We start from the raw sequence: 25,540 nt of genomic DNA, 5'->3' as shown, positions 1-25,540 counted from the left end.
CGCATGCGTGGGACGCGCTCTGCGCATGCGTGGGACGCGCCGGGGCCTGCCCGACGCGCCCTGGACGTACCCGGGTGCCCGCCCGGCGTCAGGCCTCGCGCACGTCCGTGAGCAGCTCGCGCACCGCCGCGCGCACGGCGGCGCGCATCTCGGGGGAGTCGCCGACCTCGGCCGGGAACACCGCACGGAGGTCGAGCATCCGGTCGGCGAGCCCGTCCTCCGGGCCGGCGGCGGCCCCGCGCAGCACGTCGGCGAGCGGGTCGTCGAGGGGCAGGGCGTCGCCGGTCACGGAGGTGCCGCGCCGCACGAACACGACCCACGCCGCGACCGCCCGGGCAACGGCGTGCGGGACCGCCCCGGCGGCGAGCCGGTCCGCGGCCGTCGCCAGGAGCCGGAACGGCAGCTTCTGCGAGCCGTCCATCGCGACCTGGATCGTCGTGTGGCCGGTGTTCGGGTTCGCGAACCGCTCGAGCACCGAGTCGCGGTACGCGTGCAGGTCGAGGCCGTCGGGCGGCGTCAGCGTCGGCAGCACGTCCTCGTCGATCAGCGCACGCGCGACCTGCTCGAGGGCCGGGTCCTGGACCGCCTCCGCGATGGTCCGGTGACCGTGCAGCGCCCCGAGGTACGCGAGCGTCGAGTGCGTCGCGTTGAGGACCCGGAGCTTCGCGCGCTCGTACGGCGCGACATCGTGGGTCAGCGTCGCGCCCGCGCGCTCCCAGGCCGGGCGCGGGCCCGCGAAGTCGTCCTCGATCACCCACTGGGTGAAGGGCTCGCCGACGACGAGGCCCTCGTCACGCAGGCCCAGGATGCTCCGGGCCTCCGCGCGGTGCTCCTCGGTGGTCGCCGGGACGATCCGGTCCACCATCGTCCCGGGGAAGCGCACCGACTCCTCGACCCACGCGCGCAGCGCCTCCGCGCCGGGGACCGCGTCGAGCAGCCCGGTCACGATCCGCCGGACCTGCGCGCCGTTGTCGACCATGTTGTCGCAGCACACGACCGTGACGGGGGCGCCCGACGTCGCGTGCCGGCGCGCGAGCCCGCGCACGAGCAGGCCCGTCGACGTCGCGGCCGGGCGCGCGTCCGTCGCCCCCGCGCCCGGGGCGCCGAGCTCGGCCGCGAGCGCCGTGAGGTCCGCCTGCGTGCCGGCGTCGTCGAGGTCCGGGCCGCCGCCCGGTGCGCGGCGGTAGCCCTTCTCGGTCACGGTCAACGACACGACGTGCGTCGTCGGTGCGGCGAGGCGGTCGAGCACCTCGGGGGTCTGCGTGCCGGGGAACGCGACGCCGCGCAGGGAGCCGATCACCCGCAACGAGGTCGTGTCGCGGCCCTTCGTCAGCACGCCGTAGAGACCGTCCTGCGGAGCGAGCTGCTCGGCGACGCGCGGGCTGCGCTGCGTGACGCCGAGGATGCCCCAGCGCGTGTCCGCGGTCGCGGCGGCGGCGTCCTCGGTGTGCACGGCCTGGTGCGCCCGGTGGAACGCGCCGAGCCCGAGGTGCACGATCCCGACCTCGACCTCGCGCGGGTCGACCGCGGGCGGGGTCCACGTCGTCGCGGCGGCGCGCGGTGCACCGGGGTGCGACGCGGCGGCGCGCGACGCGGCGGCGCGCGACGCGGCGGTGTCGAGGGTCGCGAGCGAGAGGCGCGGGGCGCCGGCGGCCGCGTCGGCGGGTGTCACGTCGGTCGGGGTGGTCGTCACGGGGCGCCTCCGGGGGCGGTGTCGGTCGAGCCGCGGACGACGAGCTCGACGGCGAGCCGGTGCCCGGGCGTGTCGGCGTCAGGTCCGGCGCCGGCGTCACAGCCGGTGTCGGTGCCGCGAGTGCCGGTGCCGTGGGCGTCGGTGCCGCCGCCCCGGCCGTCGGGGTCCGTCGCGCGCCGCCCTCCGGCGGACCCCGACCGCGCCGCTGCGACGCCGGAGCGGTCCGCGTCGGCGAACGTGCCGAGCCCGAGCAGGGTGTCGACCGCAGCCCGGCCGAGGCGTCCGAACGGCACGGCCACGGTCGTGAGCGCGGGCGAGACGAGCGTCGCGGCGGGCACGTCGTCGTACCCGACGACCGAGACCCCACTGGGCACCGCGGTGCCGCGCGAGCGCAGCCGGTCGAGGATCCCGAGCGCCATGAGGTCGTTGTGCGCCAGCACCGCGGTCGCCCGCGAGGCCGCCACGAGGTCCGCCGCGGCGACGCCGCCCGCGAACACGGGGGCGAAGTGGCCGAGGTCCACGACCTCGAGGCCGGGGAGCTGCTCGGCCGCGCGGAGCAGGCCCGCGTGGCGCTCACGGTCCGACCACGAGTCGGCGGGGCCGCCCGCCCACGCGACGCGGCGGTGGCCCAGGGCGTGCACGTGGGCGGCGGCCTGGCGCACCCCGTCGACGTTGTCCACCACGACCGACGCGACGCCGGGCGCCTCGCGGTTGACGAGCACGACGGAGCGCCCCGCACTGAGCCGGGTCAGGGCGGTCTCGCTCATGCGCGGCGCGCACAGGATCACGCCGTCCGCCTGCGCACCGAGCTGCGTCACGAGCTCGGTCTCGAGGTGCGGGTCCTCCTCGGAGTCCGCGACGAACACCGCGTAGCCCGCGGCACGCGCACGTGACTGCACGGCCTTGGCGACCGCCGCGAAGAACGGGTTCTCGAGGTCGGGGACGACGAGGCACAGGTTGCCGGTACGCCCGGTGATGAGCTCGCGCGCCGCGCGGTTGGGCCGGTAGCCGAGCTCGCGTGCGGCGCGGTGCACCTGCGCGCGGCGGTCGGTCGAGGTGGAACCCGTGGCGGCGAGCGCCCGCGAGGCCGTCGCGGGGGAGACGCCCGCGGCCCGCGCGACGTCGCGCAGCGTCACCGGTGGCGTCATGGATGCGATTGCACCACGGGCGGGTGCTCGGGTGCAACGACCGTCTCGTGGTGGTGCCCCCGCACGACGTCCGGAGCGCCGACCGGGCGTGCGCGGGAGCGGGAGCCGGAACCACCTGTGCTCGCCACCAGCGCGAGCGCGGCCGTCAGCCACGTGTTCTCGGTGCGTTGTCGCGCACGCCTGCTGCCGCTAGGGTCGATGCAAACGATTGCAGAGTGGTGCAGCGCGAGTCACCGAGGACCGCCCGCACGCCCGGCACAGGGAGAGACCGTGACCCCCGAGACCCCCGCCCGGCCCACGAGCGGCTGGACCCTGCACCCCGACCGCGCCCTGCCCGCGGACCCCGCGACCCGGGCGCTCGCCCGCGAGATCCTGGCCTCGACCGTCGACCTGCCGATCGTGTCCATGCACGGCCACGTCGACGCCGCCCTGCTGAACGCGGACGAGCCGTTCGGCAACCCCGCGGAGCTGTTCGTCGTCCCCGACCACTACCTCGTGCGGATGCTCGTCTCGCAGGGCGTCCCGCACGACGCGCTCGGCGTCCCGCGCCGCGACGGCCGCCCGGTCGAGAGCGACCCGCGCGCGATCTGGCGCACGTTCGCGTCGCACTGGCACCTGTACCGCGGCACCCCGACCCGGTTCTGGCTCGAGCACGTGCTCGCGGGGGTCCTCGGGCTGACCGAGCGCCCGTCCGCGGAGTCGGCCGACCGCCTGTACGACGCGATCAGCGAGCGTCTCGCCGAGCCCGGGATGCGCCCGCTCGCGCTCGTCGACCAGTTCCGCATCGAGGTCCTCGCGACCACGGACCCGGCGACCGCGACCCTCGCGGACCACGCGGCGCTCGCGGACCGCGGCTGGGGCGGGCGCATCGTCCCGACGTTCCGCCCCGACGCCCTGCTGCACCTCGACCGCCCGGCATGGCGCACCGATCTGGACCTCCTCTCCGAGCGCTCCGGCACCGACGCCACGACCTACACCGGCTACCTGCGCGCGCTCGAGCAGCGCCGGGCGGCGTTCGTCGCGGCCGGCGCGCGCGCCACCGACCACGGGCACCTGCGCGGCGACACCTCGCCGCTGCCCCTCGCCGACGCGGAGCGGATCTTCGCCGCCGCGGTGCGCGGCGAGGCCGAGGCACCCGAGGCCGAGGCGTTCAGCGGGCACATGCTGTTCGAGATGGCGCGGATGTCCGCCGAGGACGGCCTCGTCATGCAGCTCCACCCCGGCGTCCTGCGCGACCACGACCCCGCCGTCCTCGCCGCGCGCGGGCCGGACGTCGGCTACGACATCCCGGTGCCCACGGAGTTCACGCACGCGCTGCGCCCGCTGCTCACCGCGTTCGGGCACCACCCCGGGCTGCGGCTCATCGTGTTCACGGTCGACGAGGACACGTACTCGCGCGAGCTCGCGCCGCTCGCCGGCGTGTACCCGGCGATGCGGCTCGGGGCGCCGTGGTGGTTCCTCGACACCCCCGACGGCATGCGCCGGTTCCGCGAGGCCGTCACGGACAGTGCGGGGTTCTACAACACCACCGGGTTCGTCGACGACACGCGCGCCTTCTTCTCGATCCCCGCGCGCCACGACCTCGCGCGCCGCATCGACGCCGGCCACCTCGCGCGCCTCGTCGCCGAGCACCGGCTCGACCTGGACGAGGCCGTCGAGACCGCCGTCGACCTCGCGTACCGCCTCCCGCTCGCGTCCTACCCGGAGCCCGGGGCCGTCGCCGCGGGCGCCTGACGAGGGCGCGCCGGAGCCCTCGATCGGGGGAGTAGACCCCCGAGCCCACGGACGGCTACCGTGCGGCCACGGCGCGCCCCCGCACGTGGCGCCCGGTGGCACGTCGACGGCCGCAGCGCCGCCGACCGGCCTCCCCGGCGACGACGTGCACCGCGCCGGCAACCCGTGTCTGCACGGCCGGTGACCTCGGCGTGCCCTGCCGCCGCCCCGGCGCAGGCGCCCGCGGCTCCGGTGAGCCCAAGGAGTGGGGATGGACAACCTCGAGGGTCGTCGCGCGCTGGTCACCGGCGGCGCGGCCGGCATCGGGAAGGCGATCGCGATCGCGCTCGCCCGGGCCGGCGCCGACGTCGCGGTCACGCACCTCGCGCACGACCCCGCGCCCGTCGTCGAGACGATCGAGGGCCTCGGCCGCACGAGCGAGTCGTTCCAGCTCGACGCGCGGCACAGCTGGGACGTCGACCACGTCGTCGCGAAGGCCGCGGAGTCCCTCGGCGGCGGCATCGACATCCTCGTGAACAACGCGGGCGGGCTCGTCGACCGGCAGCTCGTGCACCAGATGGACGACCAGCACTGGCACCAGGTCCTCGACCTGAACGTGTCCAGCGCGTTCTACGCGACGCGCGCGGTGCTGCCGTTCATGCCCGACGGCGGCCGCGTCGTCATGATCAGCTCGCTCGCGGCGCAGGACGGCGGCGGCACCGGCGCGGTGGCGTACGCGACCGCGAAGGCCGCGATGGACGGGTTCACGCGCGGGCTCGCCCGCGAGCTGGGCCCGCGCCAGATCACCGTCAACGCGATCGCCCCCGGGTTCATCACCGCGACCCCGTTCCACGCGACGCACACGCCCGAGCCCGCGCAGCGCGCGGCGGTCGCGTCGACGGCCGTCAAGCGTGCGGGGGTGCCCGACGACGTCGCCGCGGCGGTCGTCTACCTCGCGTCCGAGGCCGCGGGGTTCATCACCGGGGCGATCCTCGACGTGAACGGCGGCGCGCACTTCCGCTGACGTCGGCACCACGCACGAGGCGACACAGGCGTGCCACCCCGGGCCGGCGCCCGGACTGCGGCGAGCCCGCCCGCCGCGGGCCGTGCGCCGGTGCGGCCCGGCGGCGGGCTCGGCCGCGGTCAGGCGCGCGGCTGGTTGAACCGGAGCATGTTCCCCGAGGGGTCGCGGAACGCGCAGTCGCGCACCCCGTACGGCTGGTCGAACGGCTCCTGGAGGACCTCGGCGCCCGCCGCACGGATCCGCTCGAACGTCGCGTCCACGTCGTCGGTGCGGAAGATGACGCCGCGGAGCATGCCCTTGGCGAGCAGCTCGGCGGCGGCCTGCTTGTCGGCGGCCGAGGCGTTGGGGTCGGCGAGCGCCGGCTCGAGCACGATGTCCACGTCGGGCAGCGACGGCGAGCCGACGGTGATCCAGCGCATGTTCTCGAAGCCCACGTCGTTGCGGACCTCGAGCCCGAGGACGTCACGGTAGAACACGAGCGCCTTGTCGAAGTCGTCGACGGCGATGAAGCACGAGGCGAGGGAGATGTCCATGCGCCTCACGTTAGGGGCGGCGGTGCGGGGCGCGCTTCTCCGTTCCTGACCGGTCGCGTGGCGACCTTCGCGACGCACGCCGGGATCGCCGCGTCGTCGTGCACCCGGGCCCGGTACGCGCTCGGGCTCATCCCGACGAGCTCGGTGAACCGCGAGCTGAACGAGCCGAGCGACGTGCAGCCGACCGCCATGCAGACTTCGGTCACCGAGAGGTCGCCGCGCCGCAGCAGCGCCTTCGCGCGCTCGATCCGGCGCGTCATCAGGTAGCTGTACGGCGTCTCGCCGTAGGCCTCGCGGAAGCTCCGCGAGAAGTGCCCGGCCGACATGAGCGCGACCCGGGCGAGCGCGGGGACGTCGAGCGGCTGCGCGTAGTCGCGGTCCATCGTGTCGCGCGCGCGGCGCAGCCGGACGAGGTCCTCGATCAGCACGGCCCCAGCGTGCCACAGCGGTGCGCGCTCACTTCCGGGCGTGCCGGGGGTCTTCCCGTGTGGGCCCGCGTCGCTAGCGTGGGCTCACCACCCACCCTGCCGCCAGCCGGTCAGCCCTCACCGACGGAGACCTCCCCCTCATGGCCACGAGCACCGAGACCGAGCCGTCCACGACCGAGCCGTCCACGCAGCCGGGCGCGGGTCACGTCGCCGACTCGCACGACCTCATCCGCGTGCACGGCGCGCGCGAGAACAACCTCAAGGACGTCAGCGTCGAGCTCCCGAAGCGCCGCCTCACGGTCTTCACGGGCGTGTCCGGCTCGGGCAAGAGCTCGCTCGTGTTCGGCACGATCGCCGCCGAGTCGCAGCGCATGATCAACGAGACCTACAGCGCGTTCGTGCAGGGCTTCATGCCGACGCTCGCGCGCCCGGACGTGGACGTCCTCGAGGGCCTGACGACGGCGATCATCGTCGACCAGGAGCGCATGGGCGCCAACCCCCGCTCGACGGTCGGCACCGCGACCGACGCCAACGCGATGCTGCGGATCGTGTTCAGCCGCCTCGGGCAGCCGCACGTGGGCTCGTCGCAGGCGTTCTCGTTCAACGTCGCCTCGGTCAGCGGGGCCGGGGCGGTCACGTACGAGAAGGGCGGCACGACCACCAAGGAGCGCCGCGAGTTCAGCATCACGGGCGGCATGTGCCCGCGCTGCGAGGGCATCGGCAAGGTCACCGACTTCGACCTCACGGCGCTGTTCGACGCGTCGAAGTCGCTCAACGAGGGTGCGCTCACGATCCCGGGGTACAGCGTCGACGGCTGGTACGGGCGGATCTTCAGCCAGTCGGGCTTCTTCGACGCGGACAAGCCGCTCGGCCGGTTCACGAAGGCCGAGCTGCACGACCTGCTCTACAAGGAGCCGGTCAAGATCAAGGTCGACAACATCAACCTCACCTACGAGGGCGTGATCCCGAAGATCCAGAAGTCGCTGCTCGCGAAGGACAAGGACGCGATGCAGCCGCACATCCGGGCGTTCGTGGACCGCGCGGTCACGTTCACGACGTGCCCCGACTGCGACGGCACGAGGCTCAACGAGGGCGCGCGCTCCTCGAAGATCGGCGGGGTCAGCATCGCCGACGCGTGCGCGATGCAGATCAGCGACCTCGCGGAGTGGGTGCGCGGCCTCGACGAGCCGACGGTGGCCCCGGTGCTCGAGACGCTGCGCGACACGCTGGACTCCTTCGTCGAGATCGGCCTCGGCTACCTCTCGCTCGACCGGTCGTCGGGCACGCTCTCGGGCGGCGAGGCGCAGCGGACCAAGATGATCCGGCACCTCGGGTCGTCCCTCACCGACATCACGTACGTCTTCGACGAGCCGACGACCGGCCTGCACCCGCACGACGTCCAGAGCATGAACGACCTGCTGCGGCGCCTGCGCGACAAGGGCAACACGGTGCTCGTCGTCGAGCACGAGCCCGAGACCATCGAGATCGCGGACCACGTCGTCGACCTCGGTCCCCAGGCGGGGACCGCGGGCGGCACGATCTGCTTCGAGGGGAGCGTCGAGGGGCTGCGCGCGAGCGGCACGCTCACGGGCCGCCACCTCGACTACCGCGCGACGCTCAAGGACGCGGTGCGCACCCCCACGGGGGCGCTCGAGGTGCGCGGAGCGACGACGCACAACCTGCGCGGCGTCGACGTCGACATCCCGCTCGGGGTGCTCGTGGTCGTCACCGGCGTGGCCGGCTCGGGCAAGAGCTCGCTCGTGCACGGCTCGATCCCGCGCGGGGCGGAGGTCGTGTCGATCGACCAGGTGCCGATCCGCGGCTCCCGGCGCAGCAACCCCGCGACGTACACGGGGCTGCTCGAGCCGATCCGCAAGGCGTTCGCCAAGGCCAACGGGGTCAAGCCGGCGCTGTTCAGCGCGAACTCCGCGGGCGCGTGCCCCACCTGCAACGGCGCGGGCGTGATCTACACCGACCTCGCGATGATGGCGGGCGTCGCGACGACGTGCGAGGAGTGCCAGGGCAAGCGGTTCCAGGCGTCGGTGCTCGAGTACCACCTGGGCGGCAAGGACATCAGCGAGGTGCTCGCGATGTCCGTGACCGAGGCCGAGGAGTTCTTCGGCGCGGGTGACGCGCGGACGCCCGCGGCGCACGCGATCCTCGACCGGCTCGCGGACGTCGGGCTCGGCTACCTCAGCCTCGGGCAGCCCCTCACGACGCTGTCCGGCGGTGAGCGCCAGCGGCTCAAGCTCGCGACGCACATGTCGGAGAAGGGCGGGGTGTACGTGCTCGACGAGCCGACGACCGGCCTGCACCTCGCGGACGTCGAGCAGCTGCTCGGGCTGCTCGACCGGCTCGTGGAGTCCGGCAAGTCCGTGATCGTGATCGAGCACAGCCAGGCCGTCATGGCCCGCGCCGACTGGATCATCGACGTGGGGCCGGGGGCGGGCCACGACGGCGGGCAGATCGTGTTCGAGGGCACGCCCGCCGACCTCGTCGCCGCGCGGTCGACGCTCACCGGGGAGCACCTCGCGCGGTACGTGCTCGACTGACGCCTCCGGGGGCGCCTGCCGGGTCGGCCCGCGCCTCTCGACCGCCCGGCGTCGGCCGTTCCCGCCGCCGCGCCCGCCGCTGCCTCCCGCCGCCGTGCGACGGCGTCCGCGCGCTCACCCGCGCGGCGGCACCACGGGGTCGTCGTCGATGCTGAAGGTCACCGTGTAGCCACCGGGCCCGGTGTGGTGGTGCACGTCGCGCAGGAGCACCTGGACCATCCACATCCCACCCCGGTCGAACGGGCCGCCGGCCGCGTGGGGCAGGAGCCCGACGAGCGGGTGCGGGCCGGGTCCGGTGTCGCTCACGGCGACGGTGACACGCCCCGGGCGGTCGAGCCAGCCCCGCACCAGCACCGGCGCGCGCCCGTGCGTCCACGCGTTCTCCACGGCCTCGCTCGTGGCGAGGATGACGATCTCCTGGGCGGTCTCGGGGAGCCCGGCGCGCAGCGCGAGGTCCCGCACCGCATGGCGTGCCTCCGCCGACGAGGGGTCGACGAGCGCGAGCGTCGGCGGCGAGGCCTCCGTGGGGTGCGCCGGCACGTCGAGGAAGGTGCCGGCGCGTGCCCCTGCGGCGTCGAAGTCCGTGTTGGGGCCACCGCCGTGCGCGTCCTCGACGTGGTCGTGCATCGCCCGGAGGTCGCCGAGCATCGCGGCGTCGAGGGCCCGCGCGTCGTGCGCGCACTTGCCCCACGCCCGGTACGGCGCGAGGACGACGTTCGCGGCCGCCTCGTACCGCCGCCACTCGTGCCACTGCTCGGGCGTCGTCGCGACCGGCATCTGGTTGACCACGCGCACCCGGGTCCCCTCACCGCCCAGGCGGGCGAGGAGCTGCTGCGCGCGGTGCAGGTCGCGGCCCGCGAAGCGCTCGTGGTCGTGCTCGCGCAGGGTCAGGGCGTCGGTGACCTCGGGCACGGCGGCGAGGAGCGCGTCGACGAGGTCCGGTCGGCCGAGCACGACGGTCCGTTCCCCGGCCGCGGCACCCTCCCGCAGGAACGGCGCCATGAGCCGGACGAGGTCCTCGGGCCCGTCGTGGAGGACGAGGTCGTGCCGGAAGGTCCGCCCCGGGTGCGTCGTGGTCACGACGGGCCCCGGGCGACGACGCACGTGCGGCCGCGACCGACTGCGCTCGTGGGCATGCGACTCGGCACGGGATCCCCCGCTCGCTCGATGCGTCGTCGGACCGAACTCCCCCCATGCTCGCACCATTCGGGTCGGCCGTCGCTGCTCCGGGGCTCGCGATGTGGGTGCCGCCCGCCCCGGCGTGCTCAGCGCGTCACGTCACCGTCCCGAGCTGCCACGGCACGAACTCGTCCTGCCCGAGGTCGAGCTCCTCGGAGACGGTCTGCTCGCCGGACGCGACGGCGATGATCTTCTCGAGGATCTCCTTGCCGACCTGCTGCACCGTGGCCTCGCCGTCGACGATGCGCCCGGCGTTCAGGTCCATGTCCTCGGACATCCGGTCGTAGGTCTCCGTGTTGGTGCACACCTTGATCGACGGCGTCGGCTTGCACCCGAGCACCGACCCGCGCCCGGTCGTGAACACCACGACGGTCGAGCCGCCCGCGACGATGCCGGTCACGGACACGGGGTCGTAGCCGGGGGTGTCCATGAAGGTGAAGCCCTTCGCGGTCACGGGCTCGGCGTACTCGTACACCTCGGCGAGCTCGGCGCTGCCGCCCTTGGCGACAGCGCCGAGCGACTTCTCGAGGATCGTGGTCAGGCCGCCGGCCTTGTTGCCGGGCGAGGGGTTGTTGTCGAGCGAGCCGCCGCCCTGCGCCGCGTACGTCTGCCACCAGTCGATGCGCCGGAGCAGCTTGCGGCCCACCTCCTCGCTGACCGCGCGGCGCGTGAGCAGGTGCTCCGCACCGAAGACCTCGGGGGTCTCGGCGAGGACCGTGGTGGCGCCGTGCGCGACGAGCAGGTCGGAGGCGTAGCCGAGCGCCGGGTTCGCGGTGATGCCCGAGTACCCGTCGCTGCCGCCGCAGTTCATGCCGAGCACGAGCGCGGACAGCGGCGCCGGCGCGCGCCGCAGCGCGTCGATCTCGGGGAGCATGCCCTGGACCGCCTCGACCCCCGCCCGGACGGTCCGCCGGATCCCGCCGGTCTCCTGGATCACGAGCGTGCGCACGGGCTTGTCGGCGGGCAGGTCGAGGCCGTCGAGGAGCGACTGCGCGGGCAGCATCTCGCAGCCGAGCCCGAGCACGAGGACGCCCGCGACGTTGGGGTGGTTCGCGTACCCGCGCAGGGTGCGGAGCGTGATCTGCGCGCCCTCGCTCTGCGCGACGAGCCCGCAGCCGGTGGTGTGCGTGAGCGCGACGACGCCGTCGACGTGCGGGTACGCGTCGAGCACGGGCCCGCGGAACTGGTCGGCGATCATCCGCGCGGACGACGCGGAGCAGTTCACCGACGTGAGGATCGCGACGTAGTTGCGCGTGCCGACCCGCCCGTCGGCGCGGTGGTACCCCTGGAACGTGCGGACCGGTCCCGTCCAGGGCTCGGGCCGCACGCGTGCGGTGCCGAACTCGTAGTCGCGGGCGACGTCGTCCATGCCGAGGTTGTGCGTGTGCACGTGGTCCCCGACGGCGATGTCGCGGGTCGCGAGGCCGATCGACTGCCCGTACTTGTGCACCTGGCCGCCCGCGGGGACGTCGCGCACCGCGAGCTTGTGCCCGCGGGGCACGCTCTGCCGGATCACGAGGGGCGCGCCGTCGTGCCGGATCTCGGTGCCCGACTGCAGGTCGCGCGTCGCGACGGCGACGTCGTCACCGGTCCGCAGGACCAGCGCGCAGTCGGTGAGCTCGGGGAGGGTGGTGCTCATCGGTGCTGCTCCTGGGGGGTCGGCGGGGCGTCGGGTGAGGGGCGGTGCGGGCCGCCGCCGGGGGAGGTCGGGGCCGGGCGGGCGGCCGTTGCACCGGGGTGCGCAGCGGCGCCCGTCGCGGCGGCGCGGGAGCGACCGGGGGCGCGGGAGCGTCCGGCGGCGCTGCGGGCGGTCGACGCGGCCTGCGCCGCCGCGGTCCCGAGCAGGGCCGCCGCGACCTCGGCGTCGGTGAGGCGCCCGTCGGCGACGAGGCAGCGCAGCCCGCGGGTGAACGGCTGCCCGGGCTCGACGAGCGCCGGTTCCGACCACGCCCACGCCGAGCCGAGCCCCGGGTAGTCGGCGACGCGCACGAACCACGGGTCGTCGGCCGCCTGACCGCGCGCGGGGGCGAGGGCGACCGTGAGGTCGCCGTCGTGCGGGGCCTCACCCTCGGCGGCCCGGGCGGCGTCGCCCGCGGGACCGGGGGCGCGGACGAGCCCGTCGCCGACGCCGCTCGCGGTCCCGTCGGCGAAGCCCGCGACCTCGATCGACCCGCCGGCGCCGACGCGGCCGAACCCGTCGCGCCCGAAGACCCCGCCGAGCGGGATGCCGCTCGCGCTCGTCAGGGGAGCCGGCTCCGGGGCAGGGCGCGACCGTGCCGACCACGCGACCCAGGCCGCACCCTCCGACGGCCTCGACCCGTGCACGGCCTCCTCGCCCCGGCCGAGGGGCGTGCGCACGTCGACGTCGAGGCACGCGGGCAGCCGCCAGAAGAAGCCGCCGTAGCCGCCGCCGGCCCGGCCGTTCGACCCAGGGCTGCCCAGCGCCACGGGGTCGGTGCGTCCGGGGGCGAGCGCGAGCACGGTCGTCAGCTCGAGCAGCCAGCCCGTCCCCGCCGCGAGCGCGCCCGCGGGTCCCCAGCGCAGCGTCCGCGTCTCGCTGAGGACGGGCACGCCCTGCGCGTCGAGCCACGTCAGCGCCTCGACGCGCAGGCTCGGCTCCTCGAGGGGCCACGCGTCGTGCCGGATCGTGCCGTGGTCGTGGCGCCACGTGTAGCCGCCGTCGCGCACGTACGTGCGCCCGCCCCACAGGTTGCTGCCGGCGACGTCCTGCACGCCGACGGTGAGCCCGACGTGCCAGGTGTGGTCGCGCGGCGCCGAGTCGGTCACGACGACGCCGCCGGGCGTCCGCACGGGGTGCAGGTGCGGGCGCGGGGAGTCGAACGCGGGGGCCCCGGAGCCGTCGGCGTACTCGGCGACGACGCGGCCGGCGACCTCGAGCCGGGCGAGCACGCCGTGCTCCCCCCACGCGGGCGTCGGCTCCCACGGCGGCGCCTTCACGGGTGCTTCCGGGCCCGCGGGGCCGTGCGCGGGGGAGTCCGTCACGCCGCACCCCCGGCCGTCGAGGTGCGCGCCCACGGCGCCCCGAGCTCGGCGAACGTCCCCAGCGTCTCGGCGACCTGCGCGCACAGGTCCTCGACGCCGCGCACCACGAGGTGCCGGCCCGCCTCGTCGGTCACGTCGTCGACGTGCGCGGGGTCGATCGCCACGGGGTCGGGGGCGGCCCGGACCGCGTCGAGCACCCGCATGAACGCCCCGGTCGCGACGAGCGGTGCGTGCAGCGGGACCGCGGGGTCGGCGCGGTGCGCGAGGAGGTTCTCGAGCAGGTCGTCGCGCGCGCACGTCTCGGTGCGGGTGCCCTCCGGACCGGTGATCTCGAGCACGTCGCGCGTGTAGTGCAGGACGACGCGCCCGGCGGTGCCGTGCACCACGAGGTGCGGCGGGCTCTGCACGGCGGCGCAGAGCGTGAGCCCGAGCGCGATCCGCAGCCCGCCGGTCGTGGTGACCCGGACGCTCGACGTGTCGTCGGCCTCGATCGGGTTGGCGCGCGCGAGGTCGAGCTCGACGGAGGCGACGTCCTGCGCGCGCGAGGCGCCGGCGAGCAGCAGCGCGGTCGCGACCGCGTGCGCCAGGGGGTTGGTCACGACGCCGTCGACCACGGCGCGCCCGTCGACCGTGCGTCGCCCGGCCCACCGCGCGCGCGTCCAGTACGTGTCCGGCCGCAGCCACGTCCCGACGCCGCCCACGCCCGTGACCGTCCCGATCTCGCCGCTCGCGACGACCTCGCGCACGCGGGCGACGGCGTGCGAGCCGTAGGTCTGGAAGCCGACCTGGACGGTCCGGCCGGTGCGCTCCTGCGTCGCGACGAGCTCCTCGAGCTCGGCGAGCGACGCGGTCGGCGGCTTCTCGAGGAGCACGTCGCAGCCGGCCTCGAGCGCGGCCGTGGCGAGCGGTGCGTGGGTGTCGATCGGGGTGCAGAGGATCACGACGTCGGGCGGGCCGGCGGCGAGGAGCGCGGCGAGGTCGGGGTGCCAGACGGTGCCGTCGGGCACGTCGTCGGCGGACGCGAGGCGCTGCCCGCGTGCCGCGCCCTCGGCGACCTCGGCGGGCGTCGCGAGCGGGTGCGGGTCGACGACGGCGGCGAGCCGGACGACCCCCGCGTCGGCGAGCGCGCGGACGTGCCCGAGGTGTGACGTGCCGTGCCCGTGGGTCCCGACCAGGGCCACGGACACCGGTCGCGGCGCCGAGCCGGCCGGCGCGCCCCGGGGCCCGGCGGGCTCACGCAGCGGCGTCCCCGCAGGTGGGGACCCGTTCGGGTGACCCTGGCCGTCGATCAGGGGGGCGGTCTCTGGCACGCTCGGCTCCGCTCGCGTCGTCGCTGGTCAGCAGGCTGTCCCCCTGCTCCGGCAGGTCTGGGGCAGGTCGTGGGTACTGCTCAGGCACCCGGCCGTGTGGTTGACATCACACATTCCGGACTGGTACCAAACTACTACCAGAAAGCGGAGAGCGCTTTCCACCCTGCTCGGGACATCGATGAGGATCCACCGGGAGTGCGCATGACGAACGTCCAGCACGGCACGACAGGCAGGGACGGGTCCACCACCCGCACCTGCCTCCGCAGGGGGTGGTGACGTGGCGACCATCAGCGAGCTCCGCACCCTGCGCCGCACGAAGGGACCGGCCTCCGTGGCCCCGTCCGAGCGCGGCGACAACAAGGCGGCGGCCGTCTTCCTCGCACCCTGGTTCCTCGGCCTCGCCGTGATCACCGTGGGACCGATCCTCGCGTCGCTGTACCTGTCCTTCACGGACTACAACCTGCTCGAGGACCCGAAGTGGATCGGCCTCGAGAACTACCAGCGCATGCTGGAGGACACCCGGCTGCACAACTCGCTGCGCGTGACCTTCACCTACGTGTTCGTCTCGATCCCGCTCCAGCTCGCCGCAGCGCTCGGGCTCGCACTCGTGCTCGACCGCGGGCTGCGCGGGCTCGCGCTCTACCGGTCGATCTACTACCTGCCCTCGCTGCTCGGGGGCTCCGTCGCCATCGCACTGCTGTGGCGCCAGGTCTTCGGCTCCGACGGCCTCATCAACCAGGTCCTCGGGTACTTCGGCATCCAGGGCCAGGGCTGGGTCTCGCACCCCGACTACGCCCTCGGAACCCTCGTGATCCTCAACGTGTGGACGTTCGGCGCGCCGATGGTCATCTTCCTCGCCGGCCTGCGCCAGATCCCCGAGATGTACTACGAGGCGGCGTCGATCGACGGCGCGGGCAAGGTGCGCCAGTTCCTCGCGATCACCGTCCCGCTGCTCAGCCCGATCGTGTTCTTCAACCTCGTGCTGCAGGTCATCCACGCGTTCCAGTCGTTCACGCAGGCGTTCATCGTCAGCGGCGGGACCGGCGGCCCGGTGGATTCCACGATGTTCTACACGCTGTACCTCTACCAGCGCGGTTTCGGTGCGCTCGACATGGGGTACGCGTCCGCGATGGCGTGGCTTCTCCTGGCCATCATCGCCGGCATGACCGCCCTGAACTTCATCGCCTCCAAGTACTGGGTCTTCTACAATGACTGACACCGTCCACCGCCCCGTCGTGCACCACGACCTGCACCGGACGGCCGCGGTCGAGGCCGCCTCCGCCGCTGCCACCGCGAGCCGCAAGCGCCGTTCCCCCTGGGTCGGTCACACCAGGACGGCCCTCAAGCACACGGCCCTCGTCGCCTTCGGCCTCGTGATGCTGTACCCGCTGCTGTGGATGATCGCGAGCTCGATCAAGCCGAGCGCGCTGATCTTCCGCGAGCCGGGCCTCATCCCGTCCGAGATCGACCTCAGCAACTACTCGGTCGGCTGGAACGCGCTCACGCACCCGTTCAGCCACTACCTGCTGAACTCGGCGATCCTCGTGCTCGGCGTCCTGCTCGGGAACCTGCTCTCGTGCTCGGCCGCGGCCTACGCGTTCGCGCGGCTCAACTTCAAGGGCCGCAAGTTCTGGTTCGCGATCATGCTGATGTCGATCATGCTGCCGGTCCACGTCGTGATCGTGCCGCAGTACGTGCTGTTCTCCGAGCTCGGCTGGATCAACACGTTCCTGCCGATCATCGTGCCGCACCTGCTCGCCACCGACGCGTTCTTCATCTTCCTCATGGTCCAGTTCTTCCGGGGGCTTCCCCGCGAGCTCGACGAGGCCGCGCGGATCGACGGCGCGGGGCACGCCCGGATCTACTTCCAGATCATGCTGCCGCTGTCCACGCCGGCGCTCGCGACGACCGCGATCTTCTCGTTCATCTGGACCTGGAACGACTTCTTCCGGCAGCTCATCTTCCTCACCAAGCCGGACATGTACACGGTCCCGATCGCGCTGCGCAGCTTCATCGACGCCACCGGCCAGAGCTCGTGGGGGCCGATGTTCGCGATGTCGATCGTCTCGCTCGTCCCGCTGTTCCTCGTCTTCCTCTTCGGTCAGAAGTACCTCGTCAAGGGAATCGCCACGACGGGCATCAAGTGACCGCTCGGCTCGGCCTCGAACCGTGCGCGACGGTGCGCACGGAGTACCGCCCTCACCCCCACTGAAGGAGCACGATGTCTCTTCTCACGACCCGCCGCCCGCACCTGCGGCGCAGCGTGCGGCTCGCCGCGACGCTCGGTGTCGCGGCCCTCGCCCTCACCGCGTGCGGGCAGGGCGAGGCGACGCCGGAAGCCTCCGAGCCCGCCTCGGCGCCCACCGAGACCGGGCCCGTCACGATCCGCTTCTCCTGGTGGGGCTCCGACACGCGCCACCAGCTCACGCAACAGGTCCTCGACGCGTTCCAGGCGAAGTACCCGAACATCACGGTGCAGGGCGACTTCACCGACTGGGGCGGCTACTGGGACAAGCTCGCGACGTCCATCGCCGCCGACGACGCCCCCGACGTCATCACGCAGGAGGAGCGGTACCTGCGCGACTACGCGACGCGCGGCGTCCTCCTCGACCTCTCGACGGTCGAGGACACGCTGAGCCTCGAGGACATCGACCCGTCGGTCGTCGAGTCGGCGTCGTTCGAGGAGGGCACGTTCGGGGTGCCGACCGGCGTCAACGCCTACGCGGTCTTCGCCGACCCGGCGGCCTTCGAGGCGGCGGGCGTCGAGATGCCCGACGACAAGACGTGGACGTGGGACGACTACCTCGACATCGCCACGACGATCACGGCGAACACCGGCGGGGCGGTCTACGGCACGCAGGACTACGCGTTCAACGAGCCGGGCTTCTCGATCTACGCGCGCCAGCAGGGCGAGGCCCTGTACGACGAGAACGGCGAGGTCGGCTACGACGACGCGCTGCTCGCCGAGTGGTGGCAGCTCTCGGTCGACCTGCGCAAGGCGGGCGGGCAGCCCGACGGCGCGAAGTCGGTCGAGGTCGACGGCGCCGGCCCCGAGGGCTCGCTGCTCGGCACGCAGACCGGCGCGATGGGCGTCTGGTGGACCAACCAGCTCGGCGCCATCTCGAGCGCGTCGGGCCGCGAGCTGAAGCTCCTGCGCTTCCCGGGCGAGTCGGAGCACGAGCGCACGGGCATGTACTTCAAGCCCGCGATGTACTACTCGATCGCGAAGAGCTCGAAGCACCCGCAGGCCGCGGCGCAGCTCATCGACTTCCTGGTGAACAGCGAGGAGGCCGGCGAGATCCTGCTCTCCGACCGCGGGCTCCCCGCGAACCTGAAGGTCCGTGAGGCCGTCAAGCCGAAGTTCTCGCCCGTCGACCAGCAGGCCGCGGAATTCCTGACCGACCTGCAGGACGAGATCGTCGACGGCGTCGCGGTCCCGCCCGTCGGGTCGGGCGAGGTCGCCACGATCATCCGTCGCATCAACGGGGAGGTGCTCTTCGACCGGCTCACGCCCGAGCAGGCCGCCGAGCAGTTCACCGCGGAGGTCAAGAACGCGACGAGCTGAGCCCTGAGCAGGGGATGACGACGGCCGGGGTGGACGGTGCACCCCGGCCGTCGCCGTGCGTGGGGTGCGGTGCGGGCGTCCGGTGCGACGCGGCCTGTCCGGCGTCGCGCGGCGCAGGCCCGGCGCAGGCTCGGTGCGGCCCGGCGCCGGACCGGTGCGGCGTCCGGGGCGGTGGCTCAGACGCCCCCGGTGCTCCCGAGCAGGGGGGCCAGCGCGTCCCAGCGGCCGATCTCGCAGCCGTCGGTGCGGGTGAACCGGGCGCTCACCGGCACGCCGCCGACCGTGCCCTCGACGACCGCCACCTGTGGTCCGCCGAACAGCTGCGTGCACATCGTGTCGCCCGGCGGCGGGTCGAACGCGCCCGGGCCGGCGGCGGCGAGGGCCGCGCAGGCAGCCGCCGGGTCCGGGTGGTCGCCGCCCGCAGGGTCGCACGTGAGCGTCATGGTCCGGACGTCGCCCGAGCCGGTCTCGTCGAGCATGACCGTGAGCGACGCCCCCGACGGGGCGGGCGCCGCGGCGGGGTCCTCGGTCGACGTGCTCGTGGTGGGTTCCGGCTCGGGTGTCGCGGACGGCGACGCTGCGCCGCCGGGCGACCCCTCGCGCGGGGTGGCGCAGCCGACGAGCGTCAGCACGGCGACGACGAGCACGATCCCTCGGTTGCGCACGGCGCACCTCCTGAGGCCATCCTGACGCGTCCGGGGCCGCAGGGACAGGCCCGCCAGGTCGTGCGTGCACGGTGCGCCCCGACGGGTGGGCGGAGCGCTGCAGCTCGCTCGCTCGCCCGGGCGTCGCTCGGTCTCGCTCGCCCGGGCGTCGCTCGGTCGATCAGCCCGCGGGCGTGCGCTCCGGGGTCGACGCCCGCAGCACCACGGTGCCCTCGACGTGCACGAGGCGGGGCTCGTCGGCGGGGGCGGCGAGCGCGAGCTGGGTCGCGGCGACACCGATGTCGACGAGCGGGACCCGGACGGTCGTCAGCGGGGGAGTCACGTCGCGCAGCGTCACGATGTCGTCGAACCCGGCGACCGCGACGTCGCGCGGCACCGCGAGCCCGGCGTCGCGCGCGGCGGCCATCGCCCCGACGGCCATGACGTCGTTGACCGCGAACACCACGTCGACCTGCGCGCCCGAGCCGAGCAGCGTCCGCATGCCGTCGTAGCCGCCGTCGCGCGTGAACGCGCTGCGCACCACGGAGCTCGGCTCGAGCACGAGCCCGAGGTCGCTGAGCGCGTCCGAGAACCCCGCGAGCCGGTCGCGCGCCGTGAGGTGGCCCTCGGGTCCGGCGAGCACCGCGAAGCGCCGGTAGCCGAGCCCGTGCAGGGCCCGCGCGAGCGCCGCCGCGCCGTCGGCGTTGCCGACCACGACCGTGTCGACCTCGAGGATCGGCTGCCCGACGAGCGCGACCGAGCCGCCGCCGCGACGGTAGTCGGCGAGCGCGCGGCGCAGGCGCTGGTTCGCGTCCTCGTCGTCGAGCCGGCCGCCCGCGATGATGATCGCCCGGGCGCGCTGACGGTGCATGAGCTGCACGAGCTCGGTCTCGCGCGAGGCGTCGTGCTGCGTGCTCGCGAGCGTCACGGCGAGCCCCGCGGTGTCGGCGGCGGTCGTCACGCCGGCGGCGATCGACGAGAAGTACGGGTCCGCGATGTCGTGCACGACGAGGCCGAGCGACGTCGTCCGCCCGCGGGCCATCGCCTGGGCGTTCGCGTCGGGGGAGTACCGGAGCCTCGACGCCGCGGCGAGCACGCGCTCGCGCAGGTCCTCGCGCACGGTCCGGTTCGCGCTGCCGTTGATGGCACGGGACGCCGTCGCGAGGGAGACCCCTGCCTCGCGGGCGACGTCGCTCAGGGTCACGGGTCCGGCCATGGAGGTCAGGGTAGGGGCAATCCGTACCACCGAGCGGGACGTGGACGGAGCGCGGGCGACCGCGGCGGCCCGGCGCGTCCGGCCGCGCCGTGCGCACGCCCGGTACGGCGTCGTGCCGGGCGTCAGGCCGGCAGGTCGAGCGGCCTGACGCCCTCGTGCTCGGCGCGGACCGGCGTGAGTGCCGTGCGGCCGCCGTCCCCGACGCGTCCCGGTCCTGGATCGCCCCGGCGTTCCGGGCGCGGGTCCAGCAGCTCCGCAGCGCGCCGCAGCGTGCGGGCCGCCCACACGAGCGCGACGCCACGGCGTTCCCGCGCCGGTGCGTCCGGCACGACCGGGGCATCCGGCATCGCCGAGTGCTGCAGCGCCCACGTGGCCCGTGCTCCGAGCACCGCCCATCCCTCGTTCATGCCGACCTCCGCTACCGGTGAAAGTGCGTATGGAGGTAGCGTACTCGCGTGCTACCCTCAAAACAACGTTCACTGGAATCGTCAGCGGGGTGGGCATGAGTGCGAGCAGCGCGGTGGACCGGCACGGCGACCACGGTCTGCCCGAGCTCGTCGGGGGCTCGCTGTGTCTCGACGTCGCGAACTCCGTGGACGGGCGGGTCCTCGACGTGCCGGAGGACCGGCTCGCGGGCTACGGCGACCTGGTCCGGTGGGTCGCCCGGGCCGGCGGGCTCGCCCACGCGGAGGCAGCGACGCTCCTCACCCGGGCGGAGGTCGAGCCCGCGGTGGCGGCCTCCGAGCTGGCGCGCTTCCGGTCGCTGCGCGAGGCGGTGTTCGGCGTCTTCCACGGGCACGCCACCGGGCGCGCCGTCCCGCCCGCGGACCTCGCGGCGGTGCGGGACGCCCACACCGAGGCGCTCCGGCACGCGCGCCTGGAGCTCGACGGGTCGCGGTTCGGGTGGACGTGGGAGCCCGACCTGCGCCTCCCGCGCTGGCTCGTCGCACGGTCGGCGGTCGAGCTGGCGACCGCGGGCCCGCTCGAGCGGGTCAAGGCGTGCGCGTCCCAGGAGGGCTGCCAGTACCTCTTCGTCGACACGTCGAAGAACGGCAGCCGCCGGTGGTGCAGCATGACCGACTGCGGGAGCCTCGCCAAGTCCCAGCGGCTCACCGCCCGCCGCCGGGCCGGTCGCACCGCGAGCCGCTGAGGAGGTGGCGCCGCCCGGGCCGCCTGCCGGAAGGCCCTCGCCGCACGCCTCCCGACCCGTAGCCTGGCCGGATGCGGCAGCGTGCGTGGGTCCTGGTCGGCACGGGACGGTACGAGGACGCCTGGCACGACCTGCCCGCGACGGCGTACCGCGTCGCGCGCGAGCTCACGGCCCTGGACACGGACGTCGACGTGCGCGGCATCCGCCCCGGTTCGCTCGAGGCGCTCGCGCACGACGGGCCCGACCTCGTCGTGGTGCTGGCCTCGGCGGGGCGCACGGACCCCGCGTTCGACGGGACCGATGCCGACTGGGCGCCCGGGCACCGCGCGCTCGCCGAGCACGTGCGCACCGGCGGGTCGCTGCTCGGGCTGCACGCGGCGGCGATGACGTTCCGCGACAGCCCCGCGTGGGACCACCTGCTCGGCGGCCGGTGGGTCGAGGGGCGCTCGTGGCACCCGCCGATCGAGCGCTGGACCGTCGAGCCCGACGAGACGCACCCCGTGACGGCGGGCCTCCAGCCGTTCGAGCTGCACGACGAGCGGTACACGGACCTCGAGGTCGCCGACGGCGTGCAGCCGCTCGTCTGGTTCGCCGCGGACGGCCTGCGCCAGCCCGTCGCGTGGGCCCGTGAGGGCGTCCCGGAGGTCGGCCGCGGGCGGGTCGTGTACGACGCGCTCGGGCACGGCGTCGAGTCGTACGAGTCGCACGGGCGGCGCGGTCTGCTCGCGCGCGAGCTCCGCTGGCTGCTGCGCCGGGGCTGAACCCGGGCGCAGCAGCCCCCGGGCGTCAGATCTGCGGGTCGATCGCCTCGTCGTCCTGGGCGCGGGCGTCGTCGCGCCCGGCCGCGTCGTGGTGCGCACCATCGCCGTGCCCGCCGTCGTCGTGCGCGCCCGCGTCGTCCCGCGCCCCGCCCGACGCACCCGGCTGGTCGCGCCACGAGTGCTCGGGGGAGTACCCCAGCAGCTCCCGCGCGGCGTCGATCGACAGCAGCGTCTCGTTGCCGCTGACGTCCCGGCGGCGCTCGGCGTCGGGGAACACCTCGTCGAGGAGCTCGGCCGAGGGCCGGTCCATGATCGTGTCCGCCGCGGCGACGATGACGTTGTGCGAGCCGGTCGTCTGCGTCTCGAGCGCGCGCCGCACGGCCTGCGCGACGTCGCGCGCGTCGACGTAGCCCCACAGGTTCCACCGGCGCGCCTGCGCGTCGTCCTGGAAGGAGGGCACGCGCGCGTAGTCCTCGGGTCGGAAGATGTTCGAGATCCGCAGGCCCACGAACGGGATGCCGGTGAGCGTCGAGATGTGCTTCGCGGTCTCCTCGCCGAGCACCTTCGACAGCGCGTACGTCGTCGTGGGGTGCGGGAAGTGCGCCTCGTCGACGGGGACGTACCGCGGACCGTCCGCGAACGGCAGCCCCAGGGTGGTCTCGCTCGACGCCCACACGACCTTGCGGACCCCGAGGCGCGCGGCCGCGAGGAACACGTTGGTGTTCATCGTCGTGTTGCGGTTGATCGTCTCGGGCGGCGTCGAGCGGCCCGGCGCGGGGATGTTCGCGAGGTGCACGACCATCTGCGCGCCCGCGAGCGCCTCGATGGCCTGCCCGTAGTCGGTCAGGTCGGCGTGCACCAGCGGGGTGCCGAGGTCGCCCTCGTCCCCGGGGACGCCGACGACGTCGGTGGCGAGGACGGTGTACCCGTGGGCGAGGAGGTCGGCGACGACGGCGCGGCCGGCCTTGCCGCAGGCTCCGGTGACAGCAACGGTGGTCATGAGCGTGATCCTGTCATCGGGCGGCGGCGCGCGCCGGGCATGAGGGGATGAACTGTGCGCGCCGGGCAGGCTCGCCCTCCCGGTGGGAGCGGCCTGCCCGGCGCGTACGGCCCCCTCGTCGGGGTGACCCCTGCGGGCCGGGTCAGGGAGTCAGCGGGTCGGCGGCGTCAGCGGACGTCGTCGTCCACCCAGTCGAACGTGCGCGTCACGGCCTTCTTCCACAGGCGGTACTGCCGGTCGCGCTCGCCCGACTCGAGCGAGGGCTCCCAGCGCTTGTCCTCGGCCCAGTTGTCGATCACGTCCTGCTCCCCGGACCAGAACCCGACGGCGATGCCCGCGGCGTACGCGGCGCCGAGCGCGGTCGTCTCGGCGACCTTCGGGCGGATCACGGGGACGCCGAGGGCGTCGGCCTGGAACTGCATGAGCAGCTCGTTGCTGGTCATGCCCCCGTCGACCTTGAGCTCGGTGAGCGCGACGCCCGAGTCGGCGTTCATCGCGTCGAGCACCTCGCGCGTCTGGAAGGCCGTGGCCTCCAGGGCCGCGCGCGCGATGTGGTTGCGGTTGACGAACCGCGTGAGCCCGACGAGGGCACCGCGCGCGTCCGAGCGCCAGTACGGCGCGAACAGACCCGAGAACGCCGGCACGAAGTACGCGCCGCCGTTGTCCTCGACCTTGCTCGCGAGGTACTCGATGTCGGGCGAGTCGGCGAACAGGCCGAGGTTGTCGCGCAGCCACTGCACGAGCGAGCCGGTGACCGCGATCGAGCCCTCGAGCGCGTAGATCGGGTCCGCGGAGCCGATCTTGTACGCGACGGTGGTGAGCAGCCCGTTCTTCGACGGGATCGGCTCGGTTCCGGTGTTGAGCAGCATGAAGTTGCCCGTGCCGTAGGTGTTCTTCGCGTTGCCGACCTCGAAGCACGCCTGGCCGAACGTCGCGGCCTGCTGGTCGCCGAGGATCCCCGCGATCGGCACGCCCGGGACCATCCCGCCCTGGCGTCCCTGCCCGTACACCTCGGAGGACGAGCGGATCTCCGGGAGCATCGAGAGCGGGATGCCCATCTCCGCGGCGATCTCCTCGTTCCACGTGAGCGTGTCGAGGTTCATCAGCATCGTGCGCGACGCGTTCGTGACGTCCGTGACGTGCACGCCGCCGTCGACCCCGCCCGTCATGTTCCACAGCACCCACGAGTCGGTGTTGCCGAACAGGAGGTCCCCGCGCTCGGCGCGCTCGCGGGCGCCCTCGACGTTGTCGAGGATCCAGCGGATCTTGGGGCCCGAGAAGTACGTCGCGAGCGGCAGGCCGACCTTGTCCTTGTAGCGGTCCGCGCCCCCGCCGAGCGCCCCGAGCTCGTCGGCGATCTTCTGCGTGCGGGTGTCCTGCCACACGATGGCGTTGTACACGGGCTCGCCCGTGGTGCGGTCCCACACGAGCGCCGTCTCGCGCTGGTTCGTGATGCCGACCGCGGCGACGTCGGTGTGCGACTTGTTCGCGCGGGTCAGGGCGAGGCCGACGACCTCGCGGGTGTTGGCCCAGATCTCGTTGGCGTCGTGCTCGACCCAGCCGGCCCTCGGGAAGATCTGCGCGTGCTCCTTCTGGCCGGTGGCGACGATCTGGCCGGAGTGGTCGAACAGGATCGCGCGCGTGCTCGTGGTGCCCTGGTCGATCGCGAGGACGTAGTCAGCCATGCGGGGGGACCTCTCTCGGGTGGCGAGCCGGTGGGCTCGACGGGGGTGCGACGGCGGTCCGTCGACCGGGGGTGGGTGGAGCGCCCGGAGCGGGGCCCGTGCGCCGTTGCGCGGGTCCCGCGTCCGGGGGTCGTGGGGACGGGGTGGGGGGTGCGGGGAGGATCAGGTGTACGCGGCGCCCGCGAGGCCGCCGAGCAGACCACCGAGGAGCGGGCCGACGATCGGCACCCACGCGTACGACCAGTCGCTCGAGCCCTTGCCCGGGATCGGCAGGAGGGCGTGCGCGATGCGGGGACCCAGGTCGCGGGCCGGGTTGATGGCGTACCCCGTCGGACCACCGAGGGACGCGCCGATGCCGACGACGACGAGCGCGACCGCGAGCGGCCCCAGCCCCGACGGCGTCCGGCCCGAGCCGACGATCCAGAACACCAGCACGAACGTGCCGAGCACCTCGGTGACGAGGTTCCAGCCGTACGAGCGGATCGCCGGGCCGGTCGAGAACACCGCGAGCTTGGTCGCCGGGTCGGCGTCCTCGTCGAAGTGCTTCTTGTACGCCAGGTAGGCCAGCACCGCACCGATGAACGCGCCCAGCAGCTCGGCGCCGAAGTAGATCAGCATGTTCGAGAACGTCGGCTCGACGGTCACGACCAGCCGCTCGCCGACCCGGGCGGTCGCGAACGGCTCCTGCGCGGCGAACAGGCCGAGCGTCACCGCGGGATTGAGGTGCGCACCCGACCGGAAGGCCGCGTACACACCGACGAACACCGCGAGCCCCCACCCGAAGTTGATGAGGAGCCAGCCGCCGTCGAACCCCTTGTTGCGCGGGAGGATGACGTTCGCGACGACACCTGCGCCGAGGAGGATCAGCAGAGCGGTGCCGACCACCTCGGATCCGACGAACTGCAGCATGGTGACGGAGCCCATCGTTGCGCCCCT

General features: G+C 74.2%; 22 protein-coding genes. 8 read left to right on the top strand and 14 right to left on the bottom strand.

All coding sequences use genetic code 11. The features are described 5' to 3' along the window. Positions 1-88: 88 nt before the first annotated feature. Both ACWFNE_RS09760 and ACWFNE_RS09755 read right to left on the bottom strand, forming a co-directional pair. Positions 89-1,693, bottom strand: coding sequence for a mannitol dehydrogenase family protein (locus tag ACWFNE_RS09760; RefSeq protein ID WP_452122223.1), 1,605 nt, complete (start codon positions 1,691-1,693; stop codon positions 89-91). Then, entirely contained in the window at positions 1,690-2,841 is a 1,152-nt protein-coding gene (locus ACWFNE_RS09755) for a LacI family DNA-binding transcriptional regulator (RefSeq protein WP_452122222.1), read from the bottom strand. Before ACWFNE_RS09755 ends, ACWFNE_RS09760 begins: the two co-directional genes overlap by 4 nt. Before the next feature lie 270 nt (positions 2,842-3,111). Here ACWFNE_RS09755 and uxaC point away from each other — a divergent pair, with 270 nt between their 5' ends. Together uxaC and ACWFNE_RS09745 are read left to right on the top strand one after the other, a co-directional pair. Further along, positions 3,112-4,575 carry a glucuronate isomerase gene (gene uxaC, locus ACWFNE_RS09750; RefSeq protein ID WP_452122221.1) on the top strand — a complete coding sequence of 488 codons (1,464 nt, stop codon included), beginning with the start codon at positions 3,112-3,114 and terminating at the stop codon, positions 4,573-4,575. A gap of 250 nt (positions 4,576-4,825) precedes the next feature. Next, complete coding sequence (locus ACWFNE_RS09745) at positions 4,826-5,578, top strand: SDR family NAD(P)-dependent oxidoreductase (protein WP_452122220.1); 753 nt, start codon at positions 4,826-4,828, stop codon at positions 5,576-5,578. 119 nt (positions 5,579-5,697) lie between these two features. On the opposite strand, the gene ACWFNE_RS09740 is transcribed toward ACWFNE_RS09745, so the two are convergent. Continuing rightward, positions 5,698-6,111, bottom strand: coding sequence for a VOC family protein (locus ACWFNE_RS09740; RefSeq protein ID WP_452122219.1), 414 nt, complete (start codon positions 6,109-6,111; stop codon positions 5,698-5,700). Between the two features lie 5 nt (positions 6,112-6,116). After that, positions 6,117-6,494: a helix-turn-helix transcriptional regulator gene (locus ACWFNE_RS09735; protein ID WP_452122376.1), complete on the bottom strand. Its 378-nt coding sequence runs from the start codon at positions 6,492-6,494 to the stop codon at positions 6,117-6,119. 185 nt (positions 6,495-6,679) lie between these two features. Here ACWFNE_RS09735 and ACWFNE_RS09730 point away from each other — a divergent pair, with 185 nt between their 5' ends. Continuing rightward, positions 6,680-9,091 (top strand): ATP-binding cassette domain-containing protein, encoded by a 2,412-nt coding sequence (locus tag ACWFNE_RS09730; protein WP_452122218.1) that lies wholly within the window; start codon positions 6,680-6,682, stop codon positions 9,089-9,091. A 114-nt stretch (positions 9,092-9,205) separates the two neighbouring features. Here the strand turns inward: ACWFNE_RS09730 and ACWFNE_RS09725 are convergent, their stop codons facing one another. The 4 genes from ACWFNE_RS09725 to ACWFNE_RS09710 form a co-directional block, all read right to left on the bottom strand. Continuing rightward, a complete protein-coding gene (locus ACWFNE_RS09725) occupies positions 9,206-10,171 on the bottom strand; it encodes an MEDS domain-containing protein (RefSeq protein ID WP_452122217.1) in 966 nt (321 codons plus the stop codon). A gap of 193 nt (positions 10,172-10,364) precedes the next feature. Next, entirely contained in the window at positions 10,365-11,909 is a 1,545-nt protein-coding gene (locus ACWFNE_RS09720) for a UxaA family hydrolase (RefSeq protein WP_452122216.1), read from the bottom strand. Further along, complete coding sequence (locus ACWFNE_RS09715; protein WP_452122215.1) at positions 11,906-13,273, bottom strand: DUF6807 family protein; 1,368 nt, start codon at positions 13,271-13,273, stop codon at positions 11,906-11,908. The genes ACWFNE_RS09720 and ACWFNE_RS09715 overlap by 4 nt, the downstream gene beginning before the upstream one ends. Next, the gene (locus tag ACWFNE_RS09710) at positions 13,270-14,583 is read right to left on the bottom strand and encodes a Gfo/Idh/MocA family protein (RefSeq protein ID WP_452122214.1); all 1,314 of its coding nucleotides are present in this window, start codon (positions 14,581-14,583) and stop codon (positions 13,270-13,272) included. Before ACWFNE_RS09710 ends, ACWFNE_RS09715 begins: the two co-directional genes overlap by 4 nt. 277 nt (positions 14,584-14,860) lie before the next feature. Here ACWFNE_RS09710 and ACWFNE_RS09705 point away from each other — a divergent pair, with 277 nt between their 5' ends. The 3 genes from ACWFNE_RS09705 (at position 14,861) to ACWFNE_RS09695 (ending at position 18,148) form a co-directional block, all read left to right on the top strand. Beyond that, positions 14,861-15,799 carry a carbohydrate ABC transporter permease gene (locus tag ACWFNE_RS09705; protein ID WP_452122213.1) on the top strand — a complete coding sequence of 313 codons (939 nt, stop codon included), beginning with the start codon at positions 14,861-14,863 and terminating at the stop codon, positions 15,797-15,799. After that, entirely contained in the window at positions 15,792-16,730 is a 939-nt protein-coding gene (locus tag ACWFNE_RS09700) for a carbohydrate ABC transporter permease (RefSeq protein WP_452122212.1), read from the top strand. Before ACWFNE_RS09705 ends, ACWFNE_RS09700 begins: the two co-directional genes overlap by 8 nt. A 74-nt stretch (positions 16,731-16,804) precedes the next feature. Beyond that, positions 16,805-18,148 carry an ABC transporter substrate-binding protein gene (locus ACWFNE_RS09695; protein ID WP_452122211.1) on the top strand — a complete coding sequence of 448 codons (1,344 nt, stop codon included), beginning with the start codon at positions 16,805-16,807 and terminating at the stop codon, positions 18,146-18,148. 176 nt (positions 18,149-18,324) lie between these two features. Here ACWFNE_RS09695 and ACWFNE_RS09690 read toward each other — a convergent pair whose 3' ends face one another. The 3 genes from ACWFNE_RS09690 to ACWFNE_RS09680 form a co-directional block, all read right to left on the bottom strand. Next, on the bottom strand, positions 18,325-18,813 hold the full coding sequence (locus tag ACWFNE_RS09690) for an SSI family serine proteinase inhibitor (RefSeq protein WP_452122210.1): 489 nt from the start codon (positions 18,811-18,813) through the stop codon (positions 18,325-18,327). Positions 18,814-18,973: 160 nt separating this feature from the next. Continuing rightward, positions 18,974-20,008 carry a LacI family DNA-binding transcriptional regulator gene (locus ACWFNE_RS09685; RefSeq protein ID WP_452122209.1) on the bottom strand — a complete coding sequence of 345 codons (1,035 nt, stop codon included), beginning with the start codon at positions 20,006-20,008 and terminating at the stop codon, positions 18,974-18,976. Positions 20,009-20,130: 122 nt separating this feature from the next. Beyond that, the gene (locus ACWFNE_RS09680) at positions 20,131-20,415 is read right to left on the bottom strand and encodes a hypothetical protein (RefSeq protein ID WP_452122208.1); all 285 of its coding nucleotides are present in this window, start codon (positions 20,413-20,415) and stop codon (positions 20,131-20,133) included. 95 nt (positions 20,416-20,510) lie between these two features. On the opposite strand from ACWFNE_RS09680, the gene ACWFNE_RS09675 reads away from it, so the two are divergent. Next, on the top strand, positions 20,511-21,158 hold the full coding sequence (locus tag ACWFNE_RS09675; RefSeq protein WP_452122207.1) for a CGNR zinc finger domain-containing protein: 648 nt from the start codon (positions 20,511-20,513) through the stop codon (positions 21,156-21,158). 71 nt (positions 21,159-21,229) lie between these two features. Further along, on the top strand, positions 21,230-21,919 hold the full coding sequence (locus tag ACWFNE_RS09670) for a ThuA domain-containing protein (protein WP_452122206.1): 690 nt from the start codon (positions 21,230-21,232) through the stop codon (positions 21,917-21,919). 25 nt (positions 21,920-21,944) lie between these two features. Here the strand turns inward: ACWFNE_RS09670 and ACWFNE_RS09665 are convergent, their stop codons facing one another. The 3 genes from ACWFNE_RS09665 to ACWFNE_RS09655 form a co-directional block, all read right to left on the bottom strand. Then, positions 21,945-22,919, bottom strand: coding sequence for an NAD-dependent epimerase/dehydratase family protein (locus ACWFNE_RS09665; protein WP_452122205.1), 975 nt, complete (start codon positions 22,917-22,919; stop codon positions 21,945-21,947). A 167-nt stretch (positions 22,920-23,086) separates the two neighbouring features. After that, positions 23,087-24,604 (bottom strand): glycerol kinase GlpK, encoded by a 1,518-nt coding sequence (gene glpK, locus ACWFNE_RS09660; protein WP_452122204.1) that lies wholly within the window; start codon positions 24,602-24,604, stop codon positions 23,087-23,089. A 162-nt stretch (positions 24,605-24,766) separates the two neighbouring features. Beyond that, positions 24,767-25,528 (bottom strand): MIP/aquaporin family protein, encoded by a 762-nt coding sequence (locus ACWFNE_RS09655; protein ID WP_452122203.1) that lies wholly within the window; start codon positions 25,526-25,528, stop codon positions 24,767-24,769. Positions 25,529-25,540: the final 12 nt, after the last annotated feature.

It is taken from the genome of Cellulomonas sp. NPDC055163 (genome assembly GCF_053607065.1).
Note: the sequence above shows the minus strand (reverse complement) of the source record. Positions and strands in the feature narration are given on the sequence as shown.